12 protein-coding genes are annotated in these 19,870 nt (G+C 61.0%); 8 read left to right on the top strand and 4 right to left on the bottom strand.

Translation table 11 applies throughout. The features are described 5' to 3' along the window. The first annotated feature begins 59 nt into the window (after window positions 1–59). The 6 genes from aroA (at window position 60) to A0U94_RS01235 (ending at window position 11,716) form a co-directional block, all read left to right on the top strand. Window positions 60–1,415, top strand: a complete 1,356-nt coding sequence (gene aroA, locus A0U94_RS01210) for a 3-phosphoshikimate 1-carboxyvinyltransferase (protein WP_408735612.1) — start codon at window positions 60–62, stop codon at window positions 1,413–1,415. Beyond that, the gene (gene cmk / locus A0U94_RS01215) at window positions 1,412–2,053 is read left to right on the top strand and encodes a (d)CMP kinase (protein WP_077802197.1); all 642 of its coding nucleotides are present in this window, start codon (window positions 1,412–1,414) and stop codon (window positions 2,051–2,053) included. Before aroA ends, cmk begins: the two co-directional genes overlap by 4 nt. Before the next feature lie 256 nt (window positions 2,054–2,309). Beyond that, complete coding sequence (rpsA, locus tag A0U94_RS01220) at window positions 2,310–4,022, top strand: 30S ribosomal protein S1 (RefSeq protein ID WP_062031864.1); 1,713 nt, start codon at window positions 2,310–2,312, stop codon at window positions 4,020–4,022. 243 nt (window positions 4,023–4,265) lie between these two features. Next, window positions 4,266–7,613, top strand: a complete 3,348-nt coding sequence (locus tag A0U94_RS01225) for a glycosyltransferase family protein (protein WP_077802198.1) — start codon at window positions 4,266–4,268, stop codon at window positions 7,611–7,613. 23 nt (window positions 7,614–7,636) lie between these two features. After that, the gene (locus A0U94_RS01230; RefSeq protein ID WP_062109227.1) at window positions 7,637–10,630 is read left to right on the top strand and encodes a glycosyltransferase; all 2,994 of its coding nucleotides are present in this window, start codon (window positions 7,637–7,639) and stop codon (window positions 10,628–10,630) included. 117 nt (window positions 10,631–10,747) lie between these two features. Further along, window positions 10,748–11,716, top strand: a complete 969-nt coding sequence (locus tag A0U94_RS01235; RefSeq protein WP_062109393.1) for a CgeB family protein — start codon at window positions 10,748–10,750, stop codon at window positions 11,714–11,716. Window positions 11,717–11,793: 77 nt separating this feature from the next. Here the strand turns inward: A0U94_RS01235 and A0U94_RS01240 are convergent, their stop codons facing one another. Next, complete coding sequence (locus tag A0U94_RS01240; RefSeq protein WP_077802199.1) at window positions 11,794–14,508, bottom strand: M16 family metallopeptidase; 2,715 nt, start codon at window positions 14,506–14,508, stop codon at window positions 11,794–11,796. A 165-nt stretch (window positions 14,509–14,673) separates the two neighbouring features. Here A0U94_RS01240 and A0U94_RS01245 point away from each other — a divergent pair, with 165 nt between their 5' ends. Both A0U94_RS01245 and A0U94_RS01250 read left to right on the top strand, forming a co-directional pair. Further along, the gene (locus A0U94_RS01245) at window positions 14,674–15,213 is read left to right on the top strand and encodes a hypothetical protein (RefSeq protein ID WP_077803772.1); all 540 of its coding nucleotides are present in this window, start codon (window positions 14,674–14,676) and stop codon (window positions 15,211–15,213) included. A 39-nt stretch (window positions 15,214–15,252) separates the two neighbouring features. Next, window positions 15,253–16,293 carry a glycosyltransferase gene (locus tag A0U94_RS01250; RefSeq protein WP_208611663.1) on the top strand — a complete coding sequence of 347 codons (1,041 nt, stop codon included), beginning with the start codon at window positions 15,253–15,255 and terminating at the stop codon, window positions 16,291–16,293. A gap of 3 nt (window positions 16,294–16,296) precedes the next feature. Here the strand turns inward: A0U94_RS01250 and A0U94_RS01255 are convergent, their stop codons facing one another. The 3 genes from A0U94_RS01255 to A0U94_RS01265 form a co-directional block, all read right to left on the bottom strand. Further along, window positions 16,297–16,890 carry a DUF4339 domain-containing protein gene (locus A0U94_RS01255; protein WP_062109223.1) on the bottom strand — a complete coding sequence of 198 codons (594 nt, stop codon included), beginning with the start codon at window positions 16,888–16,890 and terminating at the stop codon, window positions 16,297–16,299. A 193-nt stretch (window positions 16,891–17,083) separates the two neighbouring features. Then, window positions 17,084–19,399 (bottom strand): xanthine dehydrogenase family protein molybdopterin-binding subunit, encoded by a 2,316-nt coding sequence (locus A0U94_RS01260; RefSeq protein WP_077802200.1) that lies wholly within the window; start codon window positions 19,397–19,399, stop codon window positions 17,084–17,086. After that, the gene (locus tag A0U94_RS01265) at window positions 19,392–19,868 is read right to left on the bottom strand and encodes a (2Fe-2S)-binding protein (protein WP_062031771.1); all 477 of its coding nucleotides are present in this window, start codon (window positions 19,866–19,868) and stop codon (window positions 19,392–19,394) included. Before A0U94_RS01265 ends, A0U94_RS01260 begins: the two co-directional genes overlap by 8 nt. Window positions 19,869–19,870: the final 2 nt, after the last annotated feature.

Raw genomic sequence — 19,870 nt, forward strand, 5'->3', positions numbered from 1 at the left:
GTATGATTCCTGACAGTTTTCAGGCGCATGACTGCACCCTCATGAGGTGATTGACAGGCATGGGGCACCCCAGCAAGAACATCACCATGCAAGTCTCGCGCCCCCTGACCGTCTCCGCGTCCCCCAAGGGACTTTCCGGCCGCACCCGTGTTCCGGGTGACAAATCCATCAGCCACCGCTCGCTGATGCTCGCCGCCCTCGCATCCGGCCGCACCCGTGTGACCGGTCTGCTCGAAGGTGAGGATGTGCTGCGGACGGCGGATGCCATGCGCGCGCTTGGCGCGACCATCACGCGCGAGGGCGCGGAGTGGACCATTGACGGTCGTGGCGTGGGCGCCCTGAGCGAGCCTGCGGACGTGCTGGATATGGGCAATTCCGGCACGGCGGCCCGCCTGCTGTCGGGGATTCTGTCTTCCCATGCATTCAACAGCGTCATGACCGGCGATGCCTCGTTGCGGTCCCGGCCCATGCGCCGCGTGACTGCGCCTCTGGCGGCCAATGGCGCCGATTTTCTGACGCGTGAAGGCGGTCGTCTGCCGATGGCCGTTCGCGGGACGGGAGATGCGAAGCCGATCGAATACCGCCTTCCGGTCGCGTCCGCTCAGGTCAAGTCTGCCATTCTGCTGGCGGGTCTGAATGCTCATGGCACCACGATCGTGGAAGAGCCCGTCGCCACGCGCGATCATACGGAAAACATGCTCCGGCATTTCGGGGTCGAAGTGGATGTTGCGCGGCTCGATGCGGGTGGACGCCGAATCGCTCTGACGGGGCCGGTCGTCATGACCGCTCGGGACGTCACGGTTCCGGGTGATCCGTCTTCCGCGGCTTTCCCGATCGTCGCGGCCCTGCTGGTGCCGGGTTCGGATATCTGGATCGAGGGCGTGGGTCTCAACCCGCTGCGGACCGGGCTGTTCACGACGCTGATCGAGATGGGAGCATCCCTCTCCATCGAGAACGAGCGCGTGGAAGGTGGAGAGCCGGTTGGCGATCTGCATGTCCGTCACAGCCAGCTCAAAGGCGTGGACGTTCCGCCCGAACGTGCGCCGTCCATGATCGACGAATATCCCGTTCTCGCCGTGGCTTGCGCTTTTGCAGAGGGCCCCTCCCGTCTGCGCGGTCTGGAAGAACTGCGCGTGAAGGAAAGTGACCGTCTGGCGTCTACGGTCGCCCTGCTGAATGTGAACGGTGCCGAAACCGAAGTGATCGGAGACGATCTCATCGTGAAGGGGACTCATGCGCCTCTCGGTGGCGGAACGGTCCAGACCCATATGGACCACCGCCTTGCCATGAGCGCGGTCGTGCTTGGCCTTGCGGCTGCAAAGCCCGTGAAGGTGGACGACACGGCTTTCATCGAAACTAGCTTTCCCGGCTTCGTGGACCTGATGAACGCTCTCGGCGCAGGGCTGACGGCGTGACGGCTCGTCCGCTGGTCATTGCTGTTGACGGGCCTGCGGCGGCGGGCAAAGGAACGCTCGCCAAGGCTCTGGCCGCGAAACTGGGGCTGCCCTATCTTGACACCGGGTTGCTGTATCGTGCTGTTGCGCGCCGGATGGTGAATGCCGGGCTGGACCCGGCTGACGATGCTTCCGCTGAAGCGCAAGCTCTGCAACAGGCTGATCTTGCCCGGACGGACCTGCGTGTTCCCGAGATTGATCGTGGGGCTTCTCTCGTTGCGGCACAGCCCGCTGTCCGTGCCGCACTGCTGGGCCGTCAGCGCGTTTTTGCATCTGAAACCGGCGCGGTCGTGGATGGGCGTGACATCGGGACTGTTGTTTTCCCGGATGCGGACGTGAAGTTCTTCATCACGGCTTCTGCAAGCACCCGCGCCCTGCGCCGCCACCGTCAGGTTGCAGGCGAGACTCCGCTGGAAGGGGCTTCACTTGACGCGGCCGTATCCGAAATCGTGGCGCGGGACGCGCGCGATTCATCGCGTGAAACGGCTCCGCTGGTTCAGGCTGCGGATGCCGTTCTGATCGAGACGGACGGGCTTTCTGCCGCAGAGGTTCTTGATAAGGCCTGCGAAATCGTGGCCCTGCGTCACACGCGACACTGAACCGACGCGACGGCGGCCGGAAAACGGCTTTTTTTATTGACACCGCGCCCCCGCAGGGTGTTGGTGCACCGTATCACCCGCCCCGAAGGGGAGGGGGGATGGTCTGTTCCGCGTCTGGCGGGCAGGTCCAACAGCCAACAAACCCGATCTGACCGTTCATCGGCAGCGGGGAGACGTCCGGTCCATTGCTGGATCTGGCGCAGACGTGGACATCCGCTCCGCCATTGGAACGGGCGTCCGGGAATATCGTATCTACATGGCTTCAGCCACTCAGACCCACACGACAGAGCGCGCTCACGAAGATTTCGCAGCTCTTCTCGACGAGACCCTTGGCCGCGACACGGGCTTTGACGGCTCCGTCGTCACCGGTCGCGTTGTCCGCCTGACCGACGAATTCGCCATCGTCGATGTCGGCCTCAAGAGCGAAGGCCGCGTCTCCCTCAAGGAATTCGGTCCGGCTGGCGTTGCCCCGGACGTAAAGCCGGGCGACGTTGTCGAGCTTTATGTCGAGCGTTACGAAGACCGTGACGGCTCCATCGTCCTGTCGCGCGAGAAGGCTCGCCGCGAAGAAGCATGGACCGCTCTGGAGCGTGCATTCGGCAACAACCAGCGCGTCAACGGCACGATCTATGGTCGCGTCAAGGGCGGCTTCACGGTTGATCTCGGCGGCGCCATGGCGTTCCTTCCGGGCAGCCAGGTCGATATCCGTCCGGTTCGTGACGTCGGACCCCTGATGGGTCATCCGCAGCCGTTCCAGATCCTGAAGATGGACCGCGCCCGTGGCAACATCGTTGTCTCGCGTCGTGCCGTTCTCGAAGAGACCCGTGCGGAACAGCGCTCCGAGCTGATCCAGGGCCTGAAGGAAGGCATGATCCTCGACGGCGTCGTCAAGAACATCACCGACTACGGTGCGTTCGTTGACCTCGGTGGCGTCGATGGCCTCCTGCATGTCACGGACATCGCATGGAAGCGCATCAACCACCCGTCCGAAGCTCTGCAGATCGGTCAGCCGGTTCGCGTGCAGGTCATCCGCTTCAACTCCGATACGCAGCGTATCTCCCTGGGCATGAAGCAGCTTGAAGCTGATCCCTGGGAAAACGTCGCCATCAAGTATCCGGCTGGAGCACGCTTCACGGGTCGTGTCACGAACATCACCGACTACGGTGCATTCGTGGAGCTGGAGCCGGGCGTCGAAGGTCTGGTGCACGTTTCCGAAATGTCCTGGACAAAGAAGAACGTCCATCCGGGCAAGATCGTCGCCACTTCGCAGGAAGTCGACGTCATGGTTCTGGATGTGGACAGCTCCAAGCGCCGCATCTCCCTTGGTCTCAAGCAGGTTCAGCGCAACCCTTGGGAACAGTTCGAGGAAGAGCACAAGGTCGGTTCGATCATCGAAGGCGAGATCCGCAACATCACCGAATTCGGTCTGTTCGTTGGTCTTTCCGCAGACATCGACGGCATGGTTCACATGTCCGATCTCTCCTGGGACGAAGCTGGCGAAGCTGCTATGGCCCATTACGAGAAGGGTCAGGTCGTCAAGGCCAAGGTCCTCGATGTGGATCCCGAGAAAGAGCGTATCTCCCTGGGCATCAAGCAGCTTCAGGAAGATCCGGCCGCTGACACCCTGTCCCGCGTCCAGAAGGGTGCTGTCGTGACCTGCGTCGTGACCGCTGTTCAGAGCAACGGGATCGAAGTGAAGGTTGATGACGTCCTGCAGGGCTTCATCCGTCGCGCTGAACTGGCCCGTGACAAGGCCGAGCAGCGTCCGGAGCGTTTCGCAGTCGGTGAGAAGGTTGACGCCAAGGTCGTCTCCGTTGACCGCGCGTCACGCAAGCTGGCCCTGACGATCCGCGGCCGTGAGGTCGAGGAAGACAAGGCAGCCATCAACGAATACGGGTCTTCTGACTCTGGCGCGTCCCTGGGTGACATCCTGGGTGCCGCTATCCGTCGCCGTAACACGGACGCCTGAGCATCTGCCCAGGTTACCGAAAGAGGATTTCCTCTTTCGGTCGGAGAATAAAGGGTCGCTTCGGCGGCCCTTTTTTTATCAAAAATTCATTCTTTTGCGGTGGGCTTTTTCTTGACCGTGCCATCCGCTACACAAGAAGGTGCGTCGAGACAAAAATGTCGTAAACGGGAGGCAGGTCCTGCTGAAATCCGGACGACTGGCCAATATTGAAGATGGGAGTGGGCGTCAGAGCCCAGGAGATTGATGGCGGTCATTTACAATACGAATTATACCCACAATCCCAATTCCTATCTGACATTGGCCGTGCAGCGGGCGGCCCAGGCGCTTTTCGGCAAGGATAATGTCACGGTCGCGGACAACATGAGCCTTGCGGGGATCGCTGCGTCCGGCGAGCATGATGTCCTGATCTGTCTGGACGCCCAGCGCATCAACCTTCCGCTCATCCGCCGGGTCCGCCCGGCCTTCAAGACCATGATCCTCTGGACGTTCGAAGATCCCTTCATGCGGGATTTCAATGTCGAGAACGCCGAACTTTTTGACTTCGTCTTTACGAATGATCCGTCCTGTGCCGAATACTATCATGGCAAGGGACATTACCTTCCGCTGGCTGCCAGCCCGTCGATCCATGAACGGAGTGTGGTTCCTGCGGACGATCTGGAATACGATATCTTCTTCGCGGGCACGATGTGGCCCAATCGTGTTCATACGCTGCGCAAGGTCATTGCGGCGTTCCCCGATGCCCGGCTCAAGCTAGTCTGCCCGACCAATGAGTTCCTGCCGCCGCTGCCCGGCGATCTGGCATCTCTCGCCATCCAGCGTCCCATCAGTCATGAAGCCTTCATTGATTTTGCGAATGTCAGCGCCGTCACCCTGACCATGTTCCGTGATTACGCCAGTCATGGCGAAGTCAGTCAGGCAACGGCACCTGGCCCGCGTTTCTTCGAACTCGCCTTGGCGGGTACGGCGCAGGTGGTCGAAGCCCCGGACAGCATGGATGCCGCCCATTTCGAGACGGTGAACGGCATTGCGCTGGCCCGGGATGCCAATCAGGTCGTGGATGCCATCGCAAAGCTGCTCAAGCAGAAAGATGCGCGTCTTTCTGCGGCACAGGCTGCTCAGAAGTCGGTTCTGTCGCAGCATCTGTATGAGCACCGGCTTGAGAAAATCCAGAGCATTACGGGCGCAGATTTCGGGCGCCGCACCCATGCGATTGCGCCTCTTCACCGGCGCCGGCGCCTGCGCGTGCTGATGTGCACACACTCAACGATTCACGAGCAGGCCTGGGGCGGCGTTGAGGTCTATCAGCAGGGGCTGTGCACGCTGCTGGCGCGGGATGTGGAGTATTTCTACTGGCTGCGTCGTGGAAACTTCTGCCGCCTGACGACGGCTAACGGTCATGAACTGGAGCGTTTTGACGTCCCGGAAGTGGGCTGGCAGGATGCCTTGTGTGATGCGCCGGAAGAAATGGCGTTTTCCAGTGTTCTCAGCCAGTACAACATTGATCTCGTCCATTTCCAGCATCTGGGCCATCACGCCCTGTCGCTGCCAATCATTGCCAAGGCAAACGGGACGGGTGTGATCTTTTCCGCCCATGATTTCTGGCTGCTCTCCGCACGGTATAACCTGCTCAACCATGAGTTGCGGTATGTCGAAGCCGAGGTTCGTTCCGTTCTCGCTGCCGACATTACCCTTAAGGCATCAGAGAATGTGGAACATGGTGGAGAGCAGACCCGCCGTGCTTTCGTGGCGAAGATGCTACACTCGATTGATGCCATCCTGTTCGGGACGGTTCATTCGCGGAACCTGACGCACGAGATCTATCCGGTTCTCGACAGCAAGCGCAGCCTCGTGAAGGGAATTCCGAGCCCGGACAATACGGTTCCCGTTCTGAGAAAAGCGTATCAGCCTCTCGGGGAGCGCCCGCTGGGCGTGGCGATCGTCGGAAACTTCCTGCGGACCAAAGGCGCAGACACGATCCTCAGCCTGATCGATATCGCCCATCCGGATCATTTCGTTTTTCATATTTTCGGATATCTGAGCCCGGAATACGAGGCGGTTCTGACGGCTGTTCCGCGTGCGAACGTCAAGGTTTATGGCCGTTACGAGATGGGAGACATCGACGCGCTGAAAGTCGCGGATGTCGCGCTGAATCTCTCGATCTGGCCCGAGACATACTGCATCTCGCTTTCTGAAGCCTGGCAGAACGGACTCATTCCCATCGTGACGGATGTGGGGGCTCTGGGAGACCGCGTCGAAGACGGCGTCAACGGTTTCAAGGTTCCCATCAGCCGTCCGAGCATGGTGCTCGAACGGCTGGAACTCCTGCGTTCTTCCGAGCCGCTGCGCCACCAGATCATGCAGAACATTACGCCCGCGCTCTGGACTCATGCACGGGACTATGCCGACGATCTTCTGGCGCTGTATCACGAGACGGCGCCCCGGCGTGAAATGGGCGTCTCGGAACTGCGTCTGGATGCCGGACAGGTTCATCTGCTGCCTCACGCCTCCTGGCGTCATCAGGCCCCGCCGCGCCATATTTTCGATCCTCCGACCGCCCGTGATCTGTCTGTGGAACTTCCGGTTACGATTTCGGACTGGTTCTCCGTCCAGGGGGCGGAATGCTATATCGACGATATCTGCCACCACGTCTTTTCCGATCTGGATGAAGCGGTTTTCCAGGGGGCTTCCGAGTTCCATATCCGGGGATGGATGATTCTTCCCGGTGTAAGTTCTGCAGGGCAGATGTTCACGGTTCTGGTAGGCGAAGATCCCGACAGCCCGATGATTTTTCTGGAATGCCAGCGCGAAATCAGGGGCGATATTGCGGAGCTTTTTGCCGATGCGCCCCGACGTTCAGGGTTCTCTGGGAAAGTGGCTCTGCGCGGTAAGTGGTGTGAAGGGCGATTCCGGATTGGTCTGATCAATGTGGTCAATGGGCAGGGCGCTTTCCAGCTGACCCCGATCCAGATCGAGGTCGAGGGAGGCCAGATCCGGAGTATCGTCCGCAGCGCGCCGTCCAACGATCTTGTCCTGTCCGACTTCCGTCGCGTTTCCCACAGCGACGGTCTGATGCGGAACGTCAAGCTGTCAGGTGTCGGCAAACAGCCGATGCATCCATATACGGCGGGTGCCCTGGAGTATTTCATTGACGAGTTCAGTGGACTGCTCGGTGATCTTCCCCTGCCCTCCGGTCCTGAAACGCCCGTCATGATCCGGGGCTGGATGTTCTTCCGCAATCTGTCCCGGGCCGGACAGGTTTATGGCGGACTGGTATCGGAAAGCGGAGAGGAAATCATCTTCTTTGCGATGGAACGGATGGCCCGTGCCGATGTCGGCAAGGTTTACCGTGATGCACCTCTCTGTGTTGGGTTCAGAGGGGCGTTCATGCCGCGCGAAGGCTATGCGCGTCCGCTTGATGGGGTCTATCGCTTCATCCTCGTCAATGTCGTCGGCGATGTCTACGGATCGAGACTGACGGATATTGCCGTGACGTTTGATGATGGTGCTGTCCTGACGGTCGAACGGACGGATGTGCAGCCTTATGATGTCGAACGTGCTGAACGCCTGCTCGCGGCAAAGATCGTTTCCTGACCTGGAGCGGGAGGCTTGCCCTGATGTCCGAAAATGCTGAAGTGCCGCTGTCAGAGGAGCCCCGTACCCCCCGCTGGTCCCGTTTTGACGCGCAATGGTATCTGCTGCGCTATCCCGAGGTGCGGGACTGGATGCGGGAAGAGGGGCAGGAAGGGCCGTATGCATTCTATCAGCAGACGGGTCAGCGTTACGGACACTCTCCCAATCGGTATTTTGACGAGGTGTGGTATCGCGAGGCCCACAAGGATGTGCGTCAGGGCCTCATCCGCGAAGAGTGGGCGTCGGGTTTTGAGCACTACATCGCCACGGGTTACAAAACCCACGCGCCGCACTGGCTGTTTGACGAACCCGCCTATCGCCGCCGCTATCCGGAGCTGACGCAGCGTTTCCTGACTGAAAACGGGTTCCTCAACGGCTACGACCATTTTCTCGAGATTGGCGAAAGTCATTACTACCGCGGGCATCATTTCTTTGATGATGAGCTCTGCCGGGATCTTGCGCTGACTTTTCCGGATCATTTCGACAGTCGGATCGGTCTGTTCGGTTCCTGGCTTGGCCTGCCGGCCCATGTTGCCGATGCCGGTCGCGTCTCCTGGTATTTTGATCCGGTCTGGTATCTGACGCGCTATCCAGAAGTCCGTCAGGAGATCGCTGCCGGACATTATTCGAGCGCCCTGCATCATTACCTCACGAACGAAACGCCCCGGCTTTTCGATCCTCAGGAATTCTTCTCCGAACAGTTCTACGCCACGGCCCACCCCGACATTCTCCCCTCGCTGGAGCATGGGTTTTTCCGTAACGGCTACGATCATTTCGTCCGTTACGGCGCGCAGGAAGGCCGTATTCCGCAGGCGGATGTGGATCTTGCGGCCCATATGTCGCAGACGCAGGTCCGCAACGATGTGCGCAATCGTCTGTATGACAGTGCGTTTGCCCATCTTGTGGCGGGGCGGACGGGTCTGGGCGAGGGACGGATGGCGGCTCTTGCAGCTGTTCCCGCTATTCCCGAAGAACAGTCCCGGATCCTGTTCGAGCGTGAGGCCGAAGCCATTCTGCCATCGCTGGTCCGCCATCCGCTGGATTTCACCGTTCATGGTGTGCCTGAAGTCAGCGTGCTGATGGTGGTTTATGACCGGATCGCCCTGACCGCGCAGGCGCTGGCGTCCCTGCGTGCCAATTATGGCGGGGGGATCCAGCTTATCCTCGTGGATTCCGGATCTCATGACCAGACGCGCCATATCGGCCGGATGGTGCGCGGCGCCACGATCCTGCGTTACCGGCACAACATCGGGTATCTTCAGGGCTGTAATCTTGCGCTGGAAAAAGCAGAAGCACCGCTCGCCCTGTATTTGAACAACGATGTCCGTCTTTACCCGGATGCCATTCTTCACGCCTTGAAGCGCCTGCATGGGGAGCCTGGTATCGGGGCTGTGGGTGGCAAGCTGATCCGTACGAACATGCGTCTTCAGGAAGCGGGGTCGATCATCTGGCGGGACGGCGCGACCTACGGATATCTGCGCGAGGATGACCCGAACCTGACGAGTGCCAATTTCGTTCGGGACGTGGATTACTGTTCAGCCGCCTTCCTGATGGTGCGGACTGCGCTGCTGCGCCGTCTTGGCGGATATGATCCACGGTACATGCCCGCCTATTTCGAGGATGCGGATCTGTGTGTGCGGATTCTCAAGGCGGGGATGCGGATCGTTTATGATCCGAGTGTGGTGATCGAACATCTGGAATTCGGAAGTTCCGGTGCGGCGGGCTCCCATGCCCTGATCCGTGGCAATCTCAAGACCTTTGCGCGCCTGCAGCAGGATTTCCTGCGGCATCAGCAGCCTGCCCATATCCGCAATGCCGTGCTTGGTCGCGAACACCGCGTGAGCCAGCGTAGAAAAATCCTTTTTATCGAGGATCGTCTGCCCCTGCGCCGTCTGGGATCGGGCTATGTCCGTTCCAACGACATCATCCGCGAGATGACGGCTCTGGGTTATCAGGTAACGGTTTTCCCTGTGCTTGCGCGGGATCAGACATCCATCGATCTGTTCGGGGATTTCCCCGAAACGGTGGAACTGATTGTTGACCGGAATTTTTCCAGCTTCGCTGATTTCATTCAGGAGCGGGTCGGATATTACGATCTGGTCTGGATTGGCCGGACGCATAATCTGGAACGCCTTCTGCCGCTGCTCAATGAGTCAAGTCGCTACCTCCCCGCTGGCGGCCCGGTTCTGGATACGGAAGTAATCGCCACGCCACGGACGCTGGAGCGCATACGGATTCTGGATCTTCCCGCTCCGGAGATCAGTTTTGACGAGATGCTGCAGCAGGAGCTGGACTGTGCCCGGTTCTGCCAGAAGGTCATTACGGTGACGGCGCATGATGCAGAGCTGGCGCGCCGTGCGGGCTGTGTGAGTGTCTCGGTGCTTGGACATGAACTGAATCCTCAGCCCACCCCTGCTCCTTTCGAGAACCGTCACAACATCCTTTTCTTTGGCGCGATTCATGATGAGGGTGCGCCCAACCATGACAGTCTTGTCTGGTTCGTGGAGAGTGTCCTGCCCCTGCTGGACAGTGTTCTGCCGCCGGAAGTTCATTTTACGATCGCGGGGTTTGTCGGACCGAATGTGGACATGACGGTCTTTTCGACGAACAGCCGGGTCGAGATCGTGGGGCCGGTCGGAGACCCGAGAGAGCTGTTCGACCGGCACAGGGTCTTTGTCGCGCCGACGCGGTTTGCGGGAGGGATCCCCTTCAAGGTTCATGAAGCGGCGTCCTATGGTCTGCCGCAGGTCGTGACGACACTGCTTCAGGAGCAGGTTGGCTGGGCTGAGGGTAGCGAGGTTCTGGCGGCTCCGGCGGATGATCCGCAGGCGTTCGCGGCGGCTGTAGAGCGGCTTTATCGGGACGGGGAACTGTGGAAGACTCTGCGCAACGGCGCTCTCGCGGCTGTCGAGCGGGACTGTTCTCCGGCCGATTTCCGGCAGGCGCTGTCAGGGATTGTTCAGAGCTGCATGGCATGACGGACCGGATACGACCGGTTTTAGAAGTTTGGGGAGAGCAGGAAGGTTATGGACGCAGTGAATGACGCGGTCGTGGAAGCCGGGGACGCCAGTGTGACGAACAGCGGAACAGCCGGGATGACCGGTCGGGTCCTTGTGTGTAGCGGGGGGCGGTATGAAAGCCAGGCCAACACCCAGATCCGCGAGTCCATCATGGATGGCTGGGCGGACTGTTTCGGTGAGGAAAACGTTACGGCCGTTCACATCTCGGCCGCGGCCAGTTCCATCCGCTTCCTGAAGCCGACAATTGTCTTTGCCATCGGCTCCTACCTTCCTGAAAGCACCTATTTCGGCGAGGTATGCCGTGAGGCAAAAAAGATCGGCGCCGTGACTGTGTTCTGGGCGACCGAAGACCCCTACGAGCAGGATGCGAACTATCGCGTTGCCGATGATTTCGACGTGATTTTCTCCTGTGACCGCTGGGGCCATAATTTCTACCAGCGCGAGCGGGTGTTCCATCTGCCGCTGGCCGCCAGTCCGAAGCTGCATTACGGCGAGATCGAAGAGCATTCGGAAAAGACGATTGACGTCCTGTTCTGTGGTGTGGCGTTCACCAACCGCAAGGATATCGTCCGCAATCTTCTCCCCGCCCTGCGGGATCTGAACATCAAGATCGTCGGGCCGGGCTGGGGTGAACTGGGGATCGGGTTCTCCGATGCCCGGATCGAGAAATCGCAGCTCGTGGAACTGTACCGTCGCTCCAAGTTGGTCCTGAATCTGGGGCGTTCCCTGAGCTTTGAGAACAAGCGTTTCGTCATTGCGCCTTCCACGCCGGGGCCGCGGACATTCGAGGCCGCGCTGGCCGGGGCGTTTCAGGTATTTCATGAAGACACCCATGAGATCCGGCGGTATTACTCGGCGGATGAAATTCCGGTCTTCTCGAACCGTGTCGATTTCGAACGGCTGGTCGCGACCTATCTCGACAACAATGAACTACGTGTGAAAATGGCCCGCAAGGCGCAGGCGCGGACGCAGGCCGAACACCTGTACCGACACCGTATCGAGTATGCGCTGCGCGTTCTGAAAGACGAGGGCCTGATCGCCTGAGCATCGTTCAGGACGAGCCCCATTAAAAAAGGCCGCGGAAGTCATTCCGCGGCCTTTTTTTGTGTTTGAGAGGAGCCTCAGTTCGGCTGAGGACCCATGACGATCTGGGCGAGATCGGTCGGGCGGACCCATTTGCGGAACGCCGCCTGCACCTGCTGCGGGGTCATGTCATAGATGGCCTGCGCGGCTTTCGCCTGACTGTCGAGCGGCAGGTCCAGCGCGATCAGGGAAAGGTAGCTTCCGGCCAGGGCACTGAAGCTGGCGCGGGACATGGGCTGACTGCGCAGGAGGGTGGCCTTGGCGAGGTCGAGGCTTTCCTGCGAGACGGGTGTTGTGCGCATGTCCTCGACATCCTTGACGGCAAGCGCCCGGGCCTTGCCAACCTTGTCGGGATCGGCGCCGAAAGTAATGCCGAAGCTGCTGCGGGTGCGGGAATAGTTGAATCCGCTTCCGGCGCCATAAACATAGCCCGTCTTGACGCGCAGGTCCTGCATCAGGCGCGAAGAGAAGCCGTCTCCAAGGATCGTGTTGCCGACGGCGAGTGCGTGACGGTCAGGATCGGTCACTTTCATGCCGATGGTCTCAACAAGCTTGACCTCGTCCTGTGAACGGCCCGGATCTTCGACTACGGCCTGGGAGGGGCGGCTGAGGGGAATTCCCGGCAGATCGACGACGGGCTTTGGTCCCACGGCCTTCCAGCCGCCAAATGCTTTCTCAACGTCTGCTTTTGCAGCCTCGGGAGTGATGTCGCCGACAATGACGATGGTGGTCAGATCCGGACGATAGGTGTGGGCATAATAGGCCTGAACGTCGGCCAGTGTGAGCTTGCTGATCGTGGCAGGCGTGGCTTCACGCAGGGTCGGGTCCTGCGGGGGGACGAGTGCCTTGCGGGTGGCGCGGCCGAAGCGGTAACCGGGTGACTGAAGCTCACCGGCCTGAGCCTGTGCAGCCTGCATCTGCGTGACGCGGAACGCTTTTTCCGGGAATGCCGGGTTCAGTTCGTGATCCGCCAGCAGGGCGAGGCCTTTTTCGAAGTTTGGCGTCAGGGTGCTGAGAGAGAAGGAGGGACCGGCTTCTTCGTCTGCCGAGAGGTCATCAAGCGCGCGGGCGAGGGCCAGACGGTCATGCGTTTTGCTGCCGTAGAGGAACATCTGCTCCGTCACGCCTGCTACGCCGTCCTGACCGGCAGGCTGTTCGAGGTCCGCGTTCTGGCGGATGCTGCCGATCAGTTCAACCGTATGGCTGACATGTTCGGGCTGGACGAGAAGATGCAGCCCGTTGGACAGCGTATAGACCGTGGGAAGCGGCGCTGCGGCAGGGATCGTCAGACGGGCAAGGGCCTGCTGGGCCCAGTCCGGGAGAGCAACCTTGCCCGCGGGAGGGGTATTGAATGACTCCGCACCGCCAAAGCCCTTCTGGCCGACGGGCTTGCCCGAAGCGCTGGGCGTCAGGGTCGCGCTGATGGCATGGGCAGGGTCGAGCAGTTTTTTCGCCAGCGCGTCGACCTGTTCTTTCGTGACGCTGCGGAAAGCGGCCAGCATGTCCTGCGGATCGTTCAGATGCTGGATGGCGACGGCCTGCGACCAGCTTTCGGCAAGGCCGGAAATGCTGTTGGCGTTGAACTCAAGCGCTGCGATTTCCTTGCGGCGCGCGGCTTCGATCAGTTCGGCCGGAATACCATGCGCGCGGAAATTCTCCATGATCGCGGCAACGGCTGTCCGCAGTCCGTCGGGATTGGCGCCTTTGGGGAAGCCGGCGTACACGACGCCAAGTCCGGCCTGCGCATCGGGATCATACATGAAGCCCGTATCCAGCGCCTTGCCCTCAGGCACGAGAGCGAACAGAGCGGCGCGCTGGCTGCTGATGGCATCTGCGAGCAGGGTTGTCGCGGCATAGTCGGGATCACGCTGTCCCGGCATCCGCCACGCCATCGTCACAAGGCCAATCGGCAGGTCGGTGTCGAGGGAAATGCTCTGGGCCTTGGCCGGGGTAGGGGAGACGGTGCCACGTTCGGGAAGGGTCGTAGCTGGAATACTGCCAAAAGCGGCCTCGACTTTTTTCAGCGTCTCCTGAGGGTCCACGTCGCCGGTGATGACCAGCACGGCGTTGTTGGGCGTGTACCAGGTCTCATAGAATTTTTTCAGCAGCGGAGCGGTGGTTGCGTCAAAGGACGGACGCGTGCCGAGGGCATCATGTTCGTAAGGGGTGCCTGCATAAAGGGCTGCCCGGATCTGCGACAGATACCGGTAGATCGGGCTGGAGAGATCGCGCGAGACTTCCTGTTCGATCGCGCCTTTCTCATGGGCCCATTCAGCTTCGGTAATGTTCAGGCCGCGCATCCGTCCGGCCTCAATCCGCAGCAGGACGTCAAGATCGCTGGCGGGGGTCTTGAAGTAATACTGCGTGACGTCCGAGGTCGTGTCCGCGTTGTCGTTGTTGCCGAGCTGCGCGCTGATGGTGGAGAGCTGGTCGCGCGAGAGGGTTTGTGAGCCGTTGAACATCATATGCTCGAGCGCATGTGCCGTGCCGGGAAAGCCCTTCGGCGCATTCACGGAGCCCGTCTCGTAATTCAGCATGGTCTGCACGACCGGAGCGAGCGTGTCGCGCACTACAATAACCCGCAATCCGTTGGGCAGCGTTGCGCGCGTGACTGTGGCCGGAGCCGCACTCTCCGGAGCCGCACTCGCCGTCGGGGCCGGGACCGAGGCGGCGTGAGCTCCCGTCAGAACCGGAGGGGCGAGCATGGTGGCTGCCAGCAGGGACAGGCGGGAGAGACGGGAGAGTGCGGACATGGATTCAGAACTTTCCTGAGGAGAAACGTATCTTCACAAAAGAGTAAAGCTGTTGCGCCGGTTTCTGTCCACCATGTGTAACCCGTGCCTGGAGCGCTGTATCTGACGGCCGGATGAAGAAAAAATTATGTGCAGCTGAGCGGGGAGGTGGATAAAGTATGTGTGATGACTTTACCTGAACGCATTGCCCAAGTGGATGACTGGCTGCTCGACCGGCTTTTCCAGCCTCTGGCGGACCGTCTTCCCGCACGCCTGACGGCGCTCCATCTTGGTCTGAGCTGTCAGCTCGGGGCTCTGATGCTTGACGGGCTGTCCCTTGTGCTGCCGATGCTGCTGTTCGGGGCCAGTCTGGGCAACATGATCGACAGCGCCCTGATCTGGTGCGTCAGTCTGGCGTTCTTTCTGGGCATGCGGCGTTCCGCGCCGATGGTGCGACCCGGAATGCTCAACCCGCTGCGGCCCCTGCTTCGGGCCATGCGGCTGTTGTCTCTGGCTTTTCTGGCGTACCAGCTTTTCCGCGGGCTGGGTGCGCCCGGTTTTGTCTGGCTGGTGACGCAGCTCACGACGATTTCCCAGCTTCTCTTTACCATCGGCCTTTATCTCGTGGCCTGCCAGCCGCGTCCGCCTTTCCAGCGCATGTCCAGCCGCAGCGGCCCGGTCATTGAGGGCGTCTGGGGTACGGCCGGAGGCCGTCTGAACTCCTGACATTCCGTTTCTTCGCCACGCCCATCAAGGAAAACGCGCGTGACTTCCCGACTGCGAATTCTGCATTGTCTCTCGACCCGGGAATTTGCGGGAACGGAGCGTCATGTTGCGGAATTGTCCGCGATTCAGGCGCAGAGCCATGATGTCACGTTGCTTTTGGAGCGCAGGACGACCGATGCGCGCACGGGCGGAGATATTCAGGGGTTTCTGTGCCCTGACGTAAAGATCGTGCGGGCGGGGCCGGCGGGATATCTGCCCGCACTGGCCAGCGAGCTGCGCAGCGGGCGGCACGACATCGTTCATACCCATCTCGGTCGGGCCTCCGCCCGGGCGAGCTGGCTGCGCCGGGCGGGGCTTGCGGGCTCCGTGCCTGTCGTTGCCACGCTTCATACCTCTTATCGCGGCCGCAGTTATGGAACGCATGACGGACTTGTCTGCATCGCATCCTGGCAGCGCGATGTTCTGCCAGAACGACAGCGTGAAACCTGTGCCCTGATCCCCAACTGGACGCTTCCTCCACAATCCACTGTCGCATATCGTGCGGCTTTGCGGGAACGGATGCGGCTTGAATGGCGTATTCCAGATGGGGGCATCGTGATCGGGGCAGCCGGGCGGATGGTTGAGGAGAAAAACTTCCAGCTTCTGATCCATGCCTGGAAGCAGGCTGGCCTCAGGCCCGAGACCCGGCTTGTTTTGGTCGGCGACGGCCCGGAGCGGTGTGCGCTGCAAAAAGCGGCGCAGGGCCGCACGGATATTCTTTTCACCGGCTATCGCACGGACATGCCCGATCTTCTGGCCGCATTCGATGCGTTCGTCGTTCCCTCACGTCACGAACCGTTCGGACTGGTGCTGCTGGAAGCCATGGAAGCTGGATTGCCGGTCTGCGCAACGGCGGCGGGCGGAGTTAAGGATATTCTCGCAGAGGCGCCAGAATGTTTGCTACCGTCCGGCTGCCTCGAAGCCCTGACGGCCGGGTTGCAGCGTCTCGAAGCCGCGGCGCCGCGTCAGTGGGACATGTCCCGTTACCGTATCGCGACAGCGGCCAGCAGCGTTGAGGCTTTTTATCGCCGTTACTGCTGAATCTTACAGTTCATAGTAACGGCGGGAAACATAGTCCGACAGGCCAACATCCGGGAAGACGTGCCAGCCCGTGGTGAGCGCGGGAACGAATTCACACAGAAATACCAAAATCGACAGGAAAAAGAGCAGCATGCCGTGTCCGACGATCTGGATGCGGCGCCAGACATAAAGCGGTGGCAGCAGGATCCACAGGATTGTGCCGGGGCGAAAACCCCCAGCGAGCAGGCTGCGGCGGTCCATAACGAGAGCCACGTAGAAAATGCTGATGCTCACGATCATGGACGCAAAATTGCTTGCGAAATCGGGGATGAGTCCGAAGCCCTGAAGAACGCTGACCGCCATGCTGCCGAAAAACGGACCGACCAGACTGAGCCAGAGCCAGCGGTTTGAAATCAGGCTGGCAGGGAGGGCAGGAGGAACGCCTTCGGGTTGGGGCGGCCAGAAAACGCAGCTTCCGGCAGGATGCCATTCGCCGCCAAATTCTTCGGTCCAGCACAGGGTGGCATGCCCGATGATGCCTTCGGTGACGAGGGCTTTCATGCCGTCTGCGGACACCGGTCCCTTGCGGGTGCCATGGTCTTCGTAAAACCAGCTCACAGTTCGTCCTTATTCCGGGCCGCGCATCGTGGTGCCGGGTCCTGCCGGGTCCCGAGCGGTACAGTCTGTCACGACTTCCGGGGGGCTTGGCAAGACCCATCCTTTCCGCAGGACGGGAGCAGGCCTGTCGTCGGGTATGAAAAAGGCCGCAGTCCCGGCTGGAACTGCGGCCCTTTCATGATTTGCCAACAGCTCAGCGCGCGTGCTGTTGCAGTTCGCGACGCACGTCGGCCGGGCGCATCGGCATATGCCGCAGGCGAACGCCAACCGCATTGAAGATCGCATTGGCGATGGCAGGCGCAACAACGGTCACACCCGGCTCGCCGAGGCCCGTGGGCTTTTCGGTGTTCTGGATGAACTCGATGTCGATATCCGGAACGTCTGGGAGACGCAGCGGAGTATAGGTGTTGAGGTTGCGGTCCTTGATCGTGCCGTCGACGATTTCGGTACCCTCGAACATGGCCATGCTGAGACCCCACAGCGCCGCGCCTTCGGTCTGGGCGAGTGCGCCGCCCGGATCGACGATGGTGCCGGCATCAAGCACGAGCCAGAGCTTCTGGCAGGTGACAACACCCGTCTTGCGATCGACGTGGACCTGCGCCGCACCGGCCGTCCAGGTCGGCATGCCGCGCTCCTGACCAAAGCTGGTGGCGATGCCGATGGCCGTATCGGCAGGAAACTGTTCCTTGCCGTAACCGATCTTGTCAGCCAGACGCTGGAGAACGGCGGCCTGACGCTTGGCCCCGCCGACGGAGTTCGGAGCCTGACCCGCGTTGCGGCCCTGCGCCGTGAACATGGACAGGCGGAACTCCAGCGGGTCCTGTTTCGTGGAATGAGCAACCTCGTCGAGGAAGCATTCCAGCGCCCAGGGAGTCCAGCCCGCACTGACCGAACGCAGCCAGCCGGGGCGGAACGTGGCGTTGGCGAGGTCGTTGCTGACGGCGCGGACGCGCGTCGGCCCTGTTTCGTACCAGTGATCCGCGCCTGCGATGGCAAACGGATCATATTTCTTTCCGTCTTCAGCCGTCGCGAGGAATGCTGGCGCCATCACCTGTGTCGGCCAGCCCGCGACCGCGACATAGTCCATCGCGGTGATCTTCTTGCGATCGTTGTCGAGCGCGACCTTGATGTTCTGAAAGGACGGCGAACGGATGGAGTCCAGTTCCATGTCGTCGGAGCGCGTCAGGATCAGCTTGACCGGAGCGCCACCGATGGCTTTGGAGGCCAGGGCAGCCGGAATGCAGTAATCGCCGTTCAGACGCCGTCCGAAGCCACCGCCGAGCATATAGGTGCGCATCACGACCTGCTCTTCGGGAACCTGAAGCGACTTGGCGAGCTGCGGCAGAATGAGGGACTGCCACTGGTTGCCGGTATGGATTTCCCACATGCCGTCGATATGACGCGCTACGGCATTGACCGGCTCAAGCTGGTAATGTGCGACGGACGCGCAGGTATAGCTGCGTTCGAAGACCTGATTGGGATGGATCGCGAGTGCTTCGTCCACGCCCTTGTCGTTGAAGACGCGTGCGCCGTTCTTCGGATCGAGGGTCAGCTTGCGGCCGTGTTCGATGATGTCCGCTTCGGAGACGTGGATCGTCGGACCGGGATTCCACTGTACCTTGAGGGCATCGGCAGCGCGGATCGCAGCGGGGTAGGTCTTGGCCAGCGCCACGACCCAGCCTGGAACGATTCCGGAAGGGTCATCCAGAACCACGTAGCGCTCATAGCCGGGGATTTTCTTCGCGGCGCTGTCGTCCACGGAGACGACCTTCGAGGCATAGCGTGTTGGCGGCATTTTCGGTCGGCCATACACCATGCCGTCCAGTTTGACGTCGATGCCGTAAATGGCCTTGCCGGTCGTCTTGTCCGGGATGTCGAGCGCCGGGACCGGCTTGCTGATGAGGCGGCGGTTCGTGACAGGCTTGAGCGGCAGCTTCGCCATGTCTTCGGGCGTAAAGGTCCGGGTCGGCTTGGCGCGGGCCACGATGTCGCCGAAGGACACGCTTTTGCCGCCAGCGGAGACGACGCTTTCACTGACGGTGCAGCGTTCCGGCGTGGTGCCGAGGAGCTTTGCGCCTTCCTCAAGCATGACCATGCGGGCCGCGGCACCTGCCTGACGGAAGGTGTCCCAGGTGTCCCAGACCGACCAGGAACCACCGGTGACGTATTTCCCGGCCCATTTTGGCGCGGTGTCGACCTCGGTGATCTTGATCTTGTCCCAGCTCGCGTCCATCTCGTCCGCGATGATGCGGGCAAGGGCTGTGCCGACATGCTGGCCCATTTCGGCGCGGACGATGTTGACGTTGATTGCCCCGTCAGGCGCGATGGCGCACCAGATGTTCGGCTCGAACGCGGCTTCCGGCGGCATCGGGGAGGGCAGCGTTACGGCGGCACCGGCCTTGCGGGCGAAACCGAACATCAGTCCGCCGCCAGCCGCCGTCATCAGGAAGTTGCGGCGGGAGAGGCGCGCGGCGTCGCTCTTTTTCGCAATCTGTTCGATTTTAGCCATTGTTGGCACCTTCCTGCTGCTTTGAGGCAGCTTCCTTGATGGCCTTGCGGATGCGGATATAGGTCATGCAGCGACAGAGGCTGCCGCCCATCACGCCGTCGATCTGGTCGTCCGTCGGGTTGGGATAGTCCTTCAGGAGGCTTGCGGCCTGCATGATCTGACCGGACTGACAGTAGCCGCACTGCGGCACCTGCTGGTCCCGCCAGGCGACCTGAACGACGTGGTTTCCTTCCGGATCCAGCCCTTCGATCGTGGTGATCGACGCGCCTTCCACGGCCGAAAGCGGCGTGATGCAGGAGCGCGTGGCGCGTCCGCCGACATGGACGGTGCAGGCACCGCATTCGCCGATACCGCAGCCGAACTTGGTGCCGGTCATGTTCAGGTCGTCACGGATGACCCAGAGCAGGGGGGTGTCTGCCGGGGCGTCGACCGTAACGGGCTGTCCGTTGAGTTCAAATTTCGTGGTCATGT

Source organism: Gluconobacter albidus (assembly GCF_002005485.1).
Lineage (GTDB): Bacteria > Pseudomonadota > Alphaproteobacteria > Acetobacterales > Acetobacteraceae > Gluconobacter > Gluconobacter albidus.

Bases quoted from the DNA above. Each gene is read 5' to 3' on its own strand.
- aroA (WP_408735612.1), top strand. From the start codon at position 60: ATGGGGCACCCCAGCAAGAACATCACCATGCAAGTCTCGCGCCCCCTG.
- rpsA (WP_062031864.1), top strand. From the start codon at position 2,310: ATGGCTTCAGCCACTCAGACCCACACGACAGAGCGCGCTCACGAAGAT.
- A0U94_RS01225 (WP_077802198.1), top strand. From the start codon at position 4,266: ATGGCGGTCATTTACAATACGAATTATACCCACAATCCCAATTCCTAT.
- A0U94_RS01230 (WP_062109227.1), top strand. From the start codon at position 7,637: ATGTCCGAAAATGCTGAAGTGCCGCTGTCAGAGGAGCCCCGTACCCCC.
- A0U94_RS01235 (WP_062109393.1), top strand. From the start codon at position 10,748: ATGACCGGTCGGGTCCTTGTGTGTAGCGGGGGGCGGTATGAAAGCCAG.
- A0U94_RS01240 (WP_077802199.1), bottom strand. From the start codon at position 14,508: ATGTCCGCACTCTCCCGTCTCTCCCGCCTGTCCCTGCTGGCAGCCACC.
- A0U94_RS01245 (WP_077803772.1), top strand. From the start codon at position 14,674: ATGACTTTACCTGAACGCATTGCCCAAGTGGATGACTGGCTGCTCGAC.
- A0U94_RS01260 (WP_077802200.1), bottom strand. From the start codon at position 19,399: ATGGCTAAAATCGAACAGATTGCGAAAAAGAGCGACGCCGCGCGCCTC.
- A0U94_RS01265 (WP_062031771.1), bottom strand. From the start codon at position 19,868: ATGACCACGAAATTTGAACTCAACGGACAGCCCGTTACGGTCGACGCC.